The sequence below is a fragment of the Corynebacterium sp. S5S1 genome, assembly GCF_001913985.1.
In the GTDB taxonomy this organism is placed as follows: Bacteria; Actinomycetota; Actinomycetes; order Mycobacteriales; family Mycobacteriaceae; genus Corynebacterium; species Corynebacterium marquesiae.
This window is the reverse complement of the sequence record NZ_MKXT01000024.1, coordinates 1-14,198: the sequence shown is the minus strand read 5'-3', so window position 1 is coordinate 14,198 and position 14,198 is coordinate 1. Positions and strand designations below refer to the sequence as shown.

The 14,198-nt window shown below is 58.1% G+C and carries 11 protein-coding genes; 10 read left to right on the top strand and 1 reads right to left on the bottom strand.

What is annotated here, in order from left to right:
* Positions 1-130 precede the first annotated feature (130 nt).
* The 9 genes from BKN05_RS09085 to ffh all read left to right on the top strand — a co-directional run bounded on the left by BKN05_RS09085 (position 131) and on the right by ffh (position 10,722).
* Complete coding sequence (locus BKN05_RS09085; RefSeq protein WP_286688485.1) at positions 131-3,109, top strand: DUF4040 family protein; 2,979 nt, start codon at positions 131-133, stop codon at positions 3,107-3,109.
* Entirely contained in the window at positions 3,109-3,585 is a 477-nt protein-coding gene (locus BKN05_RS09080) for a sodium:proton antiporter (protein WP_049378298.1), read from the top strand. The genes BKN05_RS09085 and BKN05_RS09080 overlap by 1 nt, the downstream gene beginning before the upstream one ends.
* Complete coding sequence (locus BKN05_RS09075; RefSeq protein ID WP_286688484.1) at positions 3,585-5,126, top strand: monovalent cation/H+ antiporter subunit D family protein; 1,542 nt, start codon at positions 3,585-3,587, stop codon at positions 5,124-5,126. Before BKN05_RS09080 ends, BKN05_RS09075 begins: the two co-directional genes overlap by 1 nt.
* Positions 5,127-5,660: a monovalent cation/H+ antiporter subunit E gene (locus tag BKN05_RS09070; RefSeq protein ID WP_225746775.1), complete on the top strand. Its 534-nt coding sequence runs from the start codon at positions 5,127-5,129 to the stop codon at positions 5,658-5,660.
* On the top strand, positions 5,657-5,947 hold the full coding sequence (locus tag BKN05_RS09065) for a cation:proton antiporter (RefSeq protein WP_286688483.1): 291 nt from the start codon (positions 5,657-5,659) through the stop codon (positions 5,945-5,947). Before BKN05_RS09070 ends, BKN05_RS09065 begins: the two co-directional genes overlap by 4 nt.
* 3 nt (positions 5,948-5,950) lie before the next feature.
* Complete coding sequence (locus BKN05_RS09060) at positions 5,951-6,319, top strand: Na+/H+ antiporter subunit G (protein WP_286688482.1); 369 nt, start codon at positions 5,951-5,953, stop codon at positions 6,317-6,319.
* A gap of 230 nt (positions 6,320-6,549) precedes the next feature.
* On the top strand, positions 6,550-6,888 hold the full coding sequence (locus BKN05_RS09055) for a P-II family nitrogen regulator (protein ID WP_286688481.1): 339 nt from the start codon (positions 6,550-6,552) through the stop codon (positions 6,886-6,888).
* Between the two features lie 6 nt (positions 6,889-6,894).
* Positions 6,895-9,018: a [protein-PII] uridylyltransferase gene (locus BKN05_RS09050; protein ID WP_286688480.1), complete on the top strand. Its 2,124-nt coding sequence runs from the start codon at positions 6,895-6,897 to the stop codon at positions 9,016-9,018.
* Between the two features lie 51 nt (positions 9,019-9,069).
* A complete protein-coding gene (gene ffh / locus BKN05_RS09045) occupies positions 9,070-10,722 on the top strand; it encodes a signal recognition particle protein (RefSeq protein WP_198491641.1) in 1,653 nt (550 codons plus the stop codon).
* 151 nt (positions 10,723-10,873) lie between these two features.
* On the opposite strand, the gene BKN05_RS09040 is transcribed toward ffh, so the two are convergent.
* Positions 10,874-13,141 (bottom strand): acyltransferase family protein, encoded by a 2,268-nt coding sequence (locus BKN05_RS09040; RefSeq protein WP_198491640.1) that lies wholly within the window; start codon positions 13,139-13,141, stop codon positions 10,874-10,876.
* Between the two features lie 353 nt (positions 13,142-13,494).
* On the opposite strand from BKN05_RS09040, the gene rpsP reads away from it, so the two are divergent.
* Positions 13,495-14,010, top strand: coding sequence for a 30S ribosomal protein S16 (gene rpsP, locus BKN05_RS09035; protein ID WP_005325261.1), 516 nt, complete (start codon positions 13,495-13,497; stop codon positions 14,008-14,010).
* Positions 14,011-14,198: the final 188 nt, after the last annotated feature.

Below are 14,198 nucleotides of genomic sequence, written 5' to 3'. Positions count from 1 at the left end.
TTGCCTTTTATGTAGCGCAGGGGCATGCTGCAATGTGGTTTGACCTTGGCAGGAATGGTAGCCTGAAAGGGCTGTATTTAATGCGAAATTCGCATTAAACCTAGACCAAGGTTCGTGAGGCAAGTATTTCGTGACGCTACTTTATGCAGTCCTCCTCGCGGCGCTGGCAGTGATCATGGCACCGGTAACCGTAAAGGTTATTGACCGAAAGGCAGGCTATCCACTAGCTGGCCTTTTTCTTATTGCAGCGGTCCTCATCGCCAAGGAATTTCCTGCCATTGCAGCCGGGGAGGAATTGAGTTTCCACGCCACTTGGGTGCGTGATTTCATCGCACCAGGCGTCGACGTAAGTTTTGCTCTCCGCGGGGACGCGTTGAGCATCTTCTTCGCTATGTTGGCGCTGGTCATTGGCGCCGTCGTTTTCACATATTCGGCGGCCTATTTGCCCAAGAATGAGGGCAACACCAGCTTTTATACCTTGATGACAGCGTTCACGCTGTCCATCTTGTTGCTGGTTCTGGCCAATGACGTGGTGGTTTTGTTCCTTGCCTGGGAGCTAGTCTCCTTGGCTTCGTTTATGTTGATTGCTCGCTCCGGTTCAGGCGGCGAGGCTGGTTCGCAGCGCACACTGATCCTAACCTTTATTGGTGGATTGACCCTGCTGACCGGCTTGGGTATTGCCGCGACGGTGACCGGATCGACTACCGTTTCTGATATCTTGGCGTCCCCTGTATGGACGGAACGCCCAGGGATAACGGCAGCCGTAGCCGTGTTGATTGCGGCGTCCGCCTTTACTAAGGCGGCACAGTTCCCATTCCATTTCTGGTTGCCAGAGGCTATGGCCGCCGCCACCCCGGTATCGGCCTTCCTTCACGCAGCAGCGGTGGTCAAGGCCGGTGTGTACCTGCTTATTCGTTTTTCCACCATCTTCCACGATGCGGCGGTGTGGAATTGGTTGCTCATCGTCGTAGGCATGGGCACCGCGGTGATGTCCGCGGTATTTGCAGTGCAGAAGACGGATCTGAAAAAGCTTACGGCCTATTCCACCGTCTCCCATCTGGGCTGGATTGTTGCCACGATTGGCGTGGGTACCCCGTTCGCTATCGCTGCAGCGTTGGTCCACACTCTGGCGCACGCGCTGTTTAAGTCCTCGCTGTTTATGCTCATTGGCGTCATCGACCATGAGGCTGGGTCGCGCGATATTCGCCGCCTAGGACCACTGTGGAATAAGATGCCGTGGACATTTGGCTCCGTAGTAATTGGTGCGGCCTCGATGGCTGCGGTGCCACCGCTTCTGGGCTTTGTGTCCAAAGAGGGAATGCTCACGGCGTTTGAGGACGCCCCGATTGGCAGCGCGGGCCAGGTAATCCTGCTCATCGTTGCTGGCATCGGTGCCTTTTTCACCTTTACTTACTCCGCAAAGATTGTCTTCGGCGCATTCTTTGATGGACCTCGCGACATGGAACATGTCCACGAAGCCCCCGTGTCGCTCTGGCTGCCCGCCGCTTTGCCGGGCTTTATGTCCCTGCCGCTGGTATTTGTGCTCGGGCTCTTTGATGCCCCGATTGATGATGCAGTGGCTGCCGTGGGATTGGAGCATCATTCGCACCTTGCCCTCTGGCACGGGTTCAACGTTCCTTTCCTTATCTCGCTAGTGGTCCTCATCGTCGGTATTGCCGGTATCTTTGCCCGCAAGAAGATGTGGGCAAGCTTTGAAGCTCACGAGTTCATGCCGCGCAGCGGCAATGATTTGCTGTATTCACTGATGAAGGGTTGCTCCCAGTTGGGGCGCGTTCTGGGCAAGATGTCCGATTCGCATAATCCATCCCGTCATATGCTGCCGATTGTCATTTTGATTATCGTGCTGGCAGCTACCACCCTCATTCGCGATGGCGTCGACGGCGTAGCACTGCAGCCACGGGTGGCTGGTCTGGATAACCCATGGGACTTGCTGCCACTGGGCATCATCGCCCTAGCGATGTTTGGTCTGGTGCGCACCCAGAACCGCTTGACCGGTGCCATCATGATTGGCATTGCCGGCTCGGGCGTGACCTTGCAGATGTTCCTGCTTGGCGCACCTGACGTGGCGCTGACGCAGTTTATGGTGGAGGCCCTGTCCGTCATCGTCATGATGATGGTGCTGCGCTACCTGCCAGAAACCTTCCAGCCGGTGAAGAACAAATCCCGCAAGACCGGCTCCATCGTCATTGCGGTCTTGGCCGGTGTGGCTGCGTTCCTAGGCGTGTGGGGACTCATGGGCCGACACGAGCGCTCCGATTTGGCCATGTGGTACCTGGACAATGCTCCGGACATCACCGGCGGCGACAATGTTGTCGCTACTATCATCGTGGAGTTCCGTGCACTCGATACCTTGGGCGAGCTTTCCGTACTGGGCATGGCTGCAGTGGTTATTGCAGCAATCACTACAACGTTGCCGCGGTTCCCGTTCAAGTCGGGTACACGCCCAGCGCCGTTTGGCCAGTCCCAGCTGAACTCCGTGCCATTGCGCAAGGGCGTGCATGTTGTTATCCCGCTGTTGGTCATTATGTCCGTCATCGTTTTCTTCCGCGGGCACAATGCCTCCGGCGGTGGCTTCCCCGCGGCGCTGATCATGGGTGCAGCAATCGGGCTTATCTATCTGTCCCGTGGCTCCGATGAAATTGTTTTCGGCCGCATGACTCCGATTAACCTGACCGGTATCGGCATTATCACCGCCTTGATTGCCGGCTTTGTAGGCTACTTGCACCACGGCATTGGCAATGGTGGCTTCCTGGCTGCAATCCATGCCGAAGCCTTTGGCCAACACTGGACCACCTCGCTCATCTTCGACTTGGGCATCTACCTAGCGGTGCTGGGTATGTTGACTATGGCGATTAACGCATTGGGCGGTTACCTGCGCCCAGGAACGGAGCGTGAATTCTTGCCATGGGTTCATGATGATGATTCCGCACTGCCGACGACTCCACGCATTTCGCTTGAAGACGTCGACGATCCGTACCCAGACCCGATCAACCCTTCGACCGATCCGTTGGCCTTGCTGACGCCTTCGGAAGCAAAGACGAAGAGGAAGAGTAAGCGCTCCGCGGCTATCCGGGGAGGGGAGAAGTAATGATCCTTGCATTGACTATTGCTTTGCTCATCGGTAGTGCTGTCTATCTCATCCAGCAGCGCGGCTTGGTACGCATCGTGCTGGGCATGATGGCTTTTGGCCACGGTGCCAACCTGATGCTGCTGGCTACGGGCGTGTATTCCTACCGCGGAGAGTCCTTCCCATCTCAGGTTCCGCACGATCAGATGGCCGACCCGCTGCCGCAGGCCTTCGTGCTGACCGCCGTTGTTATTTCCATGGCAACCTCGACCATCTTGTTGACGATGGCGGCCATGGGCAAGAACGACGACACCGATGTGGTGGAACCAGTTGATGACAACACCATCGACCATGCCTTTTCGACCTTGGGACGCGACGCCCAAAATCGCCAAATATTGGAGGATTCCACCAATCAGCTTGACCGAATTGGTCAGGTGGACCACAACACTCCCGTTGCAGAACGCGGCGCAACTGAACAGAAGGAGGATGACAAATAATGGCTGATGCTGTAGCTCAACTCCTTCCGCTATTTCCAGCGGTCCCGCTGATTGCAGCGGCCTTCGCACTGCTGGCACCGTGGCGTGCTCTACGCGATTCCATCATGCTTATCATCCCGGGTGTTGGAATTTTCGCCGGCCTGGGCCTGCTCATCTACACCATGAACAATGGGGTAGTAGCCCATACTGTTGGCCTCTACCAAGGCAATGTGGGTATCCCGTTTGCGGCGGATGCCTTCTCCGCGTTGATGATCATTACTACGATGATCGTCGCGTTTGGTGCCAACTGGTTTGCCATTGTGGGTGGGGAGACTAAGTCTCGCTACTATCCTTCGCTCACCCTGATTTTGATCACCGGTGTGTGCGGTGCATTGCTAACCGCTGACCTCTTTAACTTCTTCGTTTTTATTGAGGTCATGCTTCTGCCGTCCTACGGCCTTATCACCATGTCTGGTACGTGGTCGCGCTTGGCAGCCGGCCGTGCCTTCGTCTTGGTTAACCTTTTCGCCTCCACCTTGTTGGTTGTTGGCGTGGGTTATATCTATTCGGTTACCGGTGCGGTCAACCTAGGCGCACTGAAGGGCGCAGCGGCGGGCAATGGGCCGGTGACCGTGGCAGCAGGCTTGATCCTCATTGCGATTACCGCCAAGGCCGGCGTGTTCCCCGTGCAGTCGTGGCTGCCACGCACCTACCCAGGAACCTCCGCCGCGGTGATGGGCCTATTTTCCGGCTTGCACACCAAAGTGGCCGTCTACATGCTCTACCGCCTCTACGTGCAGCTATTCGATCTGGAACAGCGCTGGAATCTGTTGATCATCGTCATCATGATTATCTCCATGATGATCGGTGCCTTCGGCGGCCTAGCGGAAAATTCCATCCGCCGCGTCCTCGGTTACCAGATGCTCAACGGCATGCCTTTCATCTTGGTCATGCTTGCGTTTACCTCTGATGACCCACGTCGCGCACTGGCAGCTGGCATCATGTACACGATTCACCACATGGTGACCGTTGGTTCGCTGATCTTGGCCTCTGGTGCCATTGAGGAGACCTACGGCACGGGCGTGCTCAGCAAGCTTTCCGGTCTCGCTCGCCGCGACCCCATCATCGCGTGGATTTTCGCTGCCGGTGCATTCTCCGTCGTGGGCTTCCCACCGTTCTCGGGAATGTGGGGCAAGTTGATGATTGTCTTCGAGATCGCCCGCGTGGGCGGTGCTTGGGCCTGGATTACCATCGCGGCCATCATCATCGCTTCCTTCGCTGCCTTCTTGGCCATGCTGCGCGTGTGGCGCAAGGTCTTCTGGGGCAAGGGCCTGCCGGAGGACAAGGTCCCGGATGAATTGGTCATCCGCAAAAAGCTCATGGCCCCATCCGCGGCTCTCATCCTTGGTTCGCTGTGCATGTTCATCTTCTCCGGCATCGTCCTCGATGTTGTGGATGCCGCAGCGGAGCAGCTGCTGGACACTAACGCATATACTGAAACCGTCTTGGGAGATGAGCCGATTGCCGTTCCCAATATCGATGAAATCCAGGAGGGCCGTTAAATGAACGCAATTGTGTATGCATTGTGGCTCATCAAGGAGATTTTCGTAGCCGGCATTAGCTTGGCACTGGCGGCCTTCAAACCGGATAACGAATACAATCCGGTTATTATTCGCTACCCCCTGCGCGTGACTAGCGCCTGGGAAATCTTCTGGTTTACGTCTTCCATTACCGCAACCCCGGGCACGCTCTCGCTCGGTTTGCGTGAACCGCCCCGCCAAGGGCTGCCGCGAATCGTGCTGGTACAGGCCGTCCAAGGATCCGACCCGGCGGAAATCGTGGCTGACCTGGCTGAGATGGAACGGCGCCTCGCCCCGCGGGTTAAGGACATCGATTATGGAGTGCCGGGCCAAGGGGAGACTACAGAATTGGATGAGGCTTTCTACGAGTATCCGCTCGAGTCTGTGGGACGCTATATGCGCTCGCCTGACTTGGCGCGGGCGGAGGACACTCCGCTTTCAGAAAGCCAGGCGGACGTCGAAAAGCCAAAGCGCCGAGCCCGCAACGTACAACGCAGAAAGGAGACCGAGCGATGATTGACTTTGCCACATTGTCCCCATTCGGCTGGGTCATATTTGTATGCGTATTCATCATTGGCATCGCCACGTGGTGTGGCGTGCTGCTAGCGCTTCGTACGCGCGATGAGCTCACCCGCGCCATTACCTCGGATATAGTTTTCTACGGCATGATCTGCATGTATTTAGCGTGGTCGATGACCAATAAGGCCCCGATGGCGTATTACATTGCACTCCTTGGTGCCATTGCCGCCGGTGTGCTACCGACGCTATCGATGGCCCGCATTATTTCGAAGGGCAGGCGATAAACTATGGCCATTTCTGAAATTATCGCCTCCGTCCTGCTTATCGCCGCTACCCTCTTGGTGGTCGCTACGGTGGTGTCTCTGTGGCGAGCGCCCGATGCCTTGACCCGTGCTAACTTGCTGGGCCCCACTGTGGGACTTGCGGTACCGCTGATTATTGTGGCCAAGTTAGTCGTGGACTTTGGCCGCGATGGCTTTTCCCTGTGGCTGCTCATCCAGGCACTGATCGCCTGCTTCGGCGTATGGATCATCGGCTCAGTAGGGTCCTTTTATCTGGGCCGTTCCATCTACGGCGTAACCGTCACCGACGTCAAACACGCCAAACACAACAATAAGGAAATTCAGACCGTGCACGCAGAGGAAGACGATATCTAGTTCTCTCCAACCCCCTCTGGCGGCGAGCCGTTTCTGTTCCTGCGCGTGGCTGCGGGGAAGACAGAACAGCTCGCCGCTTTTCTGGTTGCACAGGAGGTCTTCTGAACCCACCAGCGCTTTGAATACGCAATGTGGAAAAAGTTGCACAGCAATTGCTGTGCTCGGGCTAGAATGGGTGCACGTTATTCGGTGCCTGTAGACCCGCCCCGAAGAGTTAGCAAGGAGTAACAATGAAACTCATCACGGCCATCGTTAAGCCCTTTACCCTGCCGGAAATCCGTCAGGCTCTGGAGCAGCAGGAAGTACGCGGCCTCACTGTTACTGAAAGCCAGGGCTTTGGGCAGCAGCGTGGACACAGCGAGGTATACCGCGGAGCAGAATACGCCACCGACTTTGTGCCCAAGGTGAAGCTGGAAATTGTTGCGGCCGATGACCACGTCGAAGACATCATTGATGCCATTGTGGATGCTGCCTACACGGGCAAGATCGGCGATGGCAAGCTGTGGGTAACCCCGGTTGAAGATGCCATTCGTGTGCGCACCGGCGAGCGCGGCGAGGCGGCGCTCTAAGCCCGCATGCATACCGCCGCACAGATTCGCGCCGAGGCCCATGCCTCGGCGCTTCGTGTATTGCGCAGTCTCGAGCTTCCACCGGGAACAGCGCTCGCTGCCACCGGATCCTTTGCGCGCAATGAGATGACTCCGCACTCCGATATTGATGTCATCCTCATCTATCCGGAAGGTTACGAGCCAGACCCGGCTTTGGTGGAGCAGCTGTGGTACCCCGTGTGGGATGCCAAGTACCGCCTGGATTATGCCCTACGCACCCCGCAAGAGTGCGGGGCGATTGCCGCCGAAGATGCCTCTGCCGGCTTTGCCCAGTTGGATTTGGCCTTTGTAGCAGGGCGCAAGGTTCTGGTGGATGAGGCGCGGGCGCAATTGCTCGCGGCGTGGCGGCGCCAGCTGCAGCGCGGCTTTGATGATTTCTTGGATACCGCGATTACTCGGTGGAAGCGTTCGGGCGCTGTGGCAGCGATGACGAATCCGGACTTGAAAAATGGGCGCGGGGGATTGCGCGATATTCAGCTCTTGCGCGCGATGGCTTTGGGCAACCTGTGCGACTTTCCAGATTTGGACGTTGAGCAGCGGCTGCTTCTCGACGCCCGCACGCTCCTGCACGTCACAGCCCGGCGCCACCGGGATATCTTGGATCCCGAGTTCGCCGCGGATGTAGCTGCGGACCTGGGGTTTGAAAGCCGTTATGCCTTGACAGCGGCTTTGGTCAGCGCTGCGGCCACGGTCAATAAGGCGGTGGAGCGCGGCCTTGCTACCGCCCGTGGGGTGCTAGGCCGTAATGCTTCGGTGACCGGCCGGGGCCGGCGCCGCCCGCTCGATGTGGACGTGGTGTCCGAGGGCGGCAACATTTTCCTTTCCCGCAATCCAAATGTAGAGGACCCGTGGCTGCTCACCCGCGTGGCGGCTGCCGCGGCACGCACGGGATATATCATCGCCGAGACCACGTGGCACCAGCTCCAAGACCTGCCCGAGCTGCCGCTACGCTGGCCGCGGGCAGCGGTGGATGATTTCTTCGCTATTTTGTCCTCGCCGCGATGCACGCCGCGCGTCATACAGGACTTGGACCGCTATGGCCTATGGGAACGCTTAGTCCCGGAATGGGGGCATGTGCGCGGCTTGTTGCCGCGCGAGCGCAGCCACGTCAATGCGGTGGACCATCATCTCATCGCAACGGTAACGCGGTCCGCGCAGATGCGTACCTCGGTGGCTCGTCCTGATTTATTGCTGCTGGCCGCGCTTTACCATGACATAGGCAAGGGCTACGGACGCCCTCATGCCCAAGTAGGTGCGGAGATGATTACCCGCCAGGCAGCCCGTATGCGGTTGAGCGTCGCCGATAGGTCGCGCGCCCAAACCTTAGTGGCAGAACATACCACCTTGGCGCGGTTAGCGGCGACGATGGACCCGGCTTCCGATGCCGCTCGCGATGCCCTCTTGGCTGCCGCGCATTATGACCAGCTGACTATATCCCTGTTAGCGGTGTTGGCTGAGGCTGATGCCCAATCGACCGGGCCTGGCGTGTGGACACCGCGAGTGGAGCAAGCACAGAAGCTGATCGTCGCGCGGGCACTTGAGGCGCTCAAACCACGTGTTCTCGACCGCCCTGCTGTGCATGTACCGCTATCTAGCGAAGGCGTTGCGCTCACAGTGGATTGGGAAGACCAAGAAGTCAGCGTGTCGTGGTGCGGTACTTCTCAAGGGGAGCTAAAGCGCATCTTCGCCTTGCTATCGGCGCTGGGGTGGACCATCGTGCGGGCGAATATCGTTCGCGAGGAGGACGGTGCCTATAAGGCGGAGTTTTTCATCCGTACGGTGCAACAGACCCTGAAGGAGGCAGCGCAGGAGATAAGGTTTATTCAGTCCTATAACTCACGAACTTATACGGAGCTGCCGGCCATTTCTGGAGAGGTGACCACTGCGGCATTCGATGTGGGCGGCATTTTGGTCATCCGGACGGTCGAGCGCATCGGCGCTTTAGGGCACTTGGTAGAGGCATTGCCGGACTTTGTATGGCTGCGCCATGAGATTTTGGGCGCGACGATGATCGTCAATGTGTACCTCGCCGGGCAGGTTTCTCGCGCTACCGTGGTGGGGAATGTGACCAGGGCCCTGGCTAGGGACTAAGATTGAATAGTTGAACTTTAGATCGATCTAAATTAAGGGAGCGCATCCGTAGTGTTTGACTCACTATCAGACCGCCTACAGTCAGCCCTGGCGGGCCTGCGCGGTAAGGGCAAACTGACCGAGGCTGATATCAATGCCACCGCTCGCGAGATCCGCCTCGCGCTGCTGGAAGCCGACGTGTCTTTGACCGTCGTCCGTGGCTTTATCAAGCGCATCAAGGAACGCGCCCGCGGCGCGGAAGTCTCTGAGGCGCTCAACCCGGCGCAGCAGGTAGTCAAAATCGTCAATGAGGAGCTCATTGAGATCCTTGGTGGCGAAACCCGCCGCCTGAACTTGGCTAAGAACCCGCCGACGGTGATCATGCTCGCCGGCTTGCAGGGTGCTGGTAAAACCACCCTGGCCGGTAAGTTGGCCAAGCACCTAGCTAAGCAGGGCCATACCCCGATGCTGGTGGCCTGTGACTTGCAGCGTCCGGGCGCGGTGCAGCAGCTGCAAATTGTCGGCGAGCGCGCTGAGGTGCCGACCTTCGCACCGGATCCGGGAACCTCTCTGGACTCTAACGAGCATGAAATGGGCACCTCGCACGGGGACCCGGTGGACGTCGCTAAGCAGGGCATTGCTGAGGCTAAGCAGAAGCAGCACGATGTGGTCATCATCGATACCGCTGGCCGCTTGGGCATCGATGAGACCCTGATGACGCAGGCGCGCAATATCCGCGATGCCGTCAACCCAGACGAAGTCCTTTTTGTCATTGACTCCATGATCGGCCAGGACGCCGTGCAGACGGCCGAGGCCTTCCGCGATGGCGTGGACTTTACCGGCGTCGTTCTCACTAAGCTGGACGGTGACGCCCGTGGTGGTGCGGCCTTGTCTATCCGTGAGGTCACCGGCAAGCCCATCATGTACGCCTCTACCGGTGAGAAGCTCGATGATTTCGATGTCTTTCACCCGGAGCGCATGTCCAGCCGCATTCTGGGCATGGGTGATTTGCTCTCCCTTATCGAGCAGGCTGAAGCAACCCTGGACCATCAGAAAGCCGAAGAGGCAGCCTCTAAGCTGGGCTCTGGCGAGCTGACGCTAAATGACTTCCTTGAGCAGATGTTGATGATCCGCAAGATGGGTCCCATCGGCAATCTGCTGAAGATGATGCCCGGCGGCAAGCAGATGAATGAAATGGCCGCCATGGTGGATGAAAAGCAGCTGGACCGCATCCAGGCGATCATTCGCGGTATGACGCCGCAGGAGCGTGAGGATCCGAAGATTCTCAATGCATCGCGCCGCAAGCGCATTGCTAATGGTTCTGGTGTAAGCGTTTCCGAGGTCAACCAGCTCATCGAGCGCTTCAACCAGGCTAAGAAGATGATGTCCAAGATGGCCGGCCAATTCGGCATGGGCGGCATGGGCGGTCGCTCCGCTACCAAGAAGAAGCCCAAGGGTCGCAAGGGCAAAAACGGCAAGCGCAAGAAGGGCAAAGGCGGCGGTGGCAACCGCGGCCCGAAGATGCCAGGCGGTATGCCGGGCATGGGCGGAATGCCAGGAATGCCCGGTGGCGGCGGCATGCCGTCCATGGAGGAGCTGCAAAAGCTCCAGCAGCAAATGGGCGGCGGCGGTGGCATGCCAGGTATGCCCGGCATGCCAAAGATGCCGAAGGGAATGGAAAATATCGACCTCGACAACCTGGACTTTGGCAAGGGCAAGAAGTAGTGTTCCCCAGCCTTAAGACATAAAGAAGGAGGCTTCCGCGTTGCTGCGGGAGCCTCCTTTTTGTGCGGCTTGTCGACGCCGCCCTAAGCCCAAGCGCGCCTTTGCACGAGGCGCCTTCGCTCTCGGGGCTCGTGCACGACCGAGCTATGGCCTAGACGGCATCGTCTTGTGCGGCGTTGGGGTAGGGGACTGGGTTGGCATGTTGCTTGCTGGCGTTGGTAGGTGCTGCGGGCGCTTGCTCCACGGCTCCTGCAGCCTGCTCCGGTGGGACGTCCGGGGCTTCCTGCTGGACTTTTTCCCCGTCGAGGAAGGGCTTGAGGGCCTCGCGGATCATTGGCATTGCAGATTCCGCAAAAGCATTCGTGATGTGGTGCATGTCGCGGTAGACCATCGTATTGCCGATGATGACTGGGCAGTCACCATTGGCATCGCAGAACCACGGAGCGGTATCAATCGAGAGCATATTCTGGTACTTCGACAGCACGACCGCACCGGGGTCAAAAGGCTGGTAGACCTGCTCAAAGCGCATGCCGCAGCCATAAGCATCTTCGGAAGCGACGTAGCATTCATCAAACTCGCGTGGGCGGCCTTCTTCATCGAATCCCCACGGGTTATCGCGGAAGCCCAAGAAAGGAATATCGCGGTCGGCCAATTCATCCCAGAACGCCTGGTAGCCGGCGGGCACGGCATCAGGGCCGGTGCCATATTCATTTTGCGGGCGAGTGGTATTCGAGATGACCAAGGCCGGGTTTGCCTCTTCGATGCGATCCATGACCAGCTTGCCCCACTCGGCACACTCTGGGGTCACGGTGACATCGTCACCCAATTCAATCGGGCAGCCCTGGCGCAGCAGCGGTACCAGCTTAAAGCCCATTTCCTTGCCTAAGCGGTCCAGCGGGGCAGAATACTGCTCCGCGTGGGAACCGCCTACCAAATAGACTTCCTTCTCTGCGTTGGGATCACCGAAAATGCAGGGGGTCTTTCCGTCCTTGCGGGTTTCGAAGAAGAAGTCAGCGGGCTGGCTATCCGGCACGAAGCACCAGTTTGTCGCTACTGGTGGCTGGATTCCGCCGGCCAGAATTGGATCAGGCTTGACCTCCACGTTATCCGGCGGGGTGATGTCGTTGATGAACGTCGTTGCGCCGGGGTAGAGGGCAGGGTCCAAAAGCTCCGCATCAGCATCATCAAGGGTGCGCATCCACAGTGGCTGGACAGCCAAGAGACCGACAACGGCCGCGGCGACTACAACGCCGCCCACACCGCGGGCGGCACCGGCTGGTTTCTGCAAGGTCGACAGACCCTTGCGTACCGGCAAATCCTCGGCCGTGGGGCGCTTGCGATGCTGCCGCAGGGGCTTTTCCAAAAAGCGGTGCGTGAGGTCCGCCAACACTAGCGAAATGACGATAATGATGACGCCCAACCACCACGACGGGGTCTCTTGACCCAGGTAGGAGGTGGACAAAATGAGCAATGGCCAGTGCCACAAGTAGAGCGGGTAGGCTACATCTCCCAGCCAGCGCGCCTGCTTGGAGGCCATGGCCTTGGAAATCTTGCCACCGCCGCCCAAGATAATGAGCACGGCGCCGCCTAGTGGCAAGAGGGAAAGCGGGCCAGGATACGCAGTGGTATCCGCGATGATGGCACCAGTAAAGATGAGCATTAGAAGGCCCAGGCCGGTAAAGAGGTCATAGAGGCGGGCTGGAATCTTCCAGGAGGAACCGTAGATGGCCAAGACCGCGCCCAAGGTCAACTCCCAAGCGCGTGACCAGGTGGAATAGTAGTTCTCCGGAGTTCCGTAGAGGCCGTGGCGCGAAGCATAGGCGAAGGAGGCGATGGTGACCACGATGAGGATCGGGCCAGCAATCTGGTTGACCGTGGGGAAGCTGCGCTTGCCCAAAGGCTGCTGCTTCGGCCGGAACTTCATGATGGCAGCCAAGATGAGCGCGAAGGCAATGCCCATGATGTAGAACTGGCCCTGCACGGCCATGGACCACATGTGCTGCAGCGGTGAGGTATCAGCCGCGGCCGCCGTGTAGTCGGCGTTTTGTTTCGCTAGCTCCCAGTTCTGGTAGTACAGCATGGTGGCTGTGATCTGTTGGGTGAGCTCGGTGCGCATGAGCTGCGGGGTGAAAATGCGCACTAGAATGTAGGTCACGCCGATGACCAAAACCAAGCTTGGTACCAGGCGCCGCAAGGTGCGCCAGACGGGCCACCATGGGTTTAGTGAGGCGTTTGGCTTGCTGGCGTAGCGCAGTTGGGAGCCCAAGAAAAAGTAGCCGGATAGCAGCAAGAATACGTCGACGCCGCCGGAAACGCGTCCGACAAAAACGTGGTAGATAACTACTAGGCCAATGGCAATACCGCGCAGACCATCAAGGTCATAGCGGTACCGGAAATTTCGCGGTGATTCTTTAGTCATAAACTGTCTTTTCGTGCGCCTTTGCCTGGATGGTGGGGCGGAAGGCGCGCCATACATATGAAACGAAATGTCTATATTCGGCCCTTAAGGGTACTCTGCTTCAGTATCGCAGGCATAACGAACCTGCGTGCGTGGCGTAGTAATTTTTGAAAATGCAGCTACTCGCGCTAAAATACTTCAAGTTATCTTCTCGGTTGTACTGAGCTAGATGAACTACATAACGTAATATTCTGCGTAGCACCGTTCCCGTCTACGGTCGGCCGGTATGTCACGCGCAGATAAAATCCAAGGGTTGAACCGGCGCACTATGTAGTGCGCGTCCGAACTGCCCAGTGACTAGAAAAGGAGCCATCATGGCTGTCAAGATCAAGCTGCAGCGCCTGGGCAAGGTCCGCGCTGCTGAGTACCGCGTTGTTATTGCTGATGCCCGCACCCGTCGTAACGGCAAGGTCATCGAGAACATCGGTATCTACCACCCGAAGGAAGAGCCTTCCCTTATCCAGATCGATTCCGAGCGTGCACAGCACTGGCTATCCGTTGGCGCACAGCCAACCGAGCCGGTTCTCGCTCTGCTGAAGGTCACCGGTGACTGGCAGAAGCACAAGGGCCTGCCGGGCGCAGAGGGCACCCTGAAGGTTGCTGAGGAGAAGAAGTCCAAGCTGGAGATCTTCAACGAGGCGCTGGCTGAGGCTAACAATGGCCCGACCATCGAGGCCATCACTGAAAAGAAGAAGAAGGCCAAGGAAGAGGCTGAGAAGAAGGCTGCTGAGGAAGCTGCTGCTGCAGAGGCTGCCGCTGCTGCCGCCGGCGAAGCTGATGCTGAGGCCGAGGAGAAGGCTGAGGAAGCTTCCGAGGAGTCCGCAGAGTAATCTGCCTCCCTTGTTAAGCGCATAGCGCTTTAGCTTCGGGCCCCGCCGCTACGATCACTGGTCGTAGTAGCGGGGCCTTTATAGTCCGCGGAGGGTTAAGCGACAAAATGTGTGTCCGGAATCGTTGATTTTCATGCTCTGAACTCCGCGTTTGCGGAAAATATATGCTCCAAAAGCATATATTGGCC

Excerpts from the sequence above, each read along its gene's own strand:
- BKN05_RS09040 (WP_198491640.1), bottom strand. The coding sequence starts at position 13,141 with ATGACTAAAGAATCACCGCGAAATTTCCGGTACCGCTATGACCTTGAT.
- rpsP (WP_005325261.1), top strand. The coding sequence starts at position 13,495 with ATGGCTGTCAAGATCAAGCTGCAGCGCCTGGGCAAGGTCCGCGCTGCT.
- BKN05_RS09060 (WP_286688482.1), top strand. The coding sequence starts at position 5,951 with ATGGCCATTTCTGAAATTATCGCCTCCGTCCTGCTTATCGCCGCTACC.
- BKN05_RS09050 (WP_286688480.1), top strand. The coding sequence starts at position 6,895 with ATGCATACCGCCGCACAGATTCGCGCCGAGGCCCATGCCTCGGCGCTT.
- BKN05_RS09070 (WP_225746775.1), top strand. The coding sequence starts at position 5,127 with ATGAACGCAATTGTGTATGCATTGTGGCTCATCAAGGAGATTTTCGTA.
- BKN05_RS09055 (WP_286688481.1), top strand. The coding sequence starts at position 6,550 with ATGAAACTCATCACGGCCATCGTTAAGCCCTTTACCCTGCCGGAAATC.
- BKN05_RS09080 (WP_049378298.1), top strand. The coding sequence starts at position 3,109 with ATGATCCTTGCATTGACTATTGCTTTGCTCATCGGTAGTGCTGTCTAT.
- BKN05_RS09075 (WP_286688484.1), top strand. The coding sequence starts at position 3,585 with ATGGCTGATGCTGTAGCTCAACTCCTTCCGCTATTTCCAGCGGTCCCG.
- BKN05_RS09065 (WP_286688483.1), top strand. The coding sequence starts at position 5,657 with ATGATTGACTTTGCCACATTGTCCCCATTCGGCTGGGTCATATTTGTA.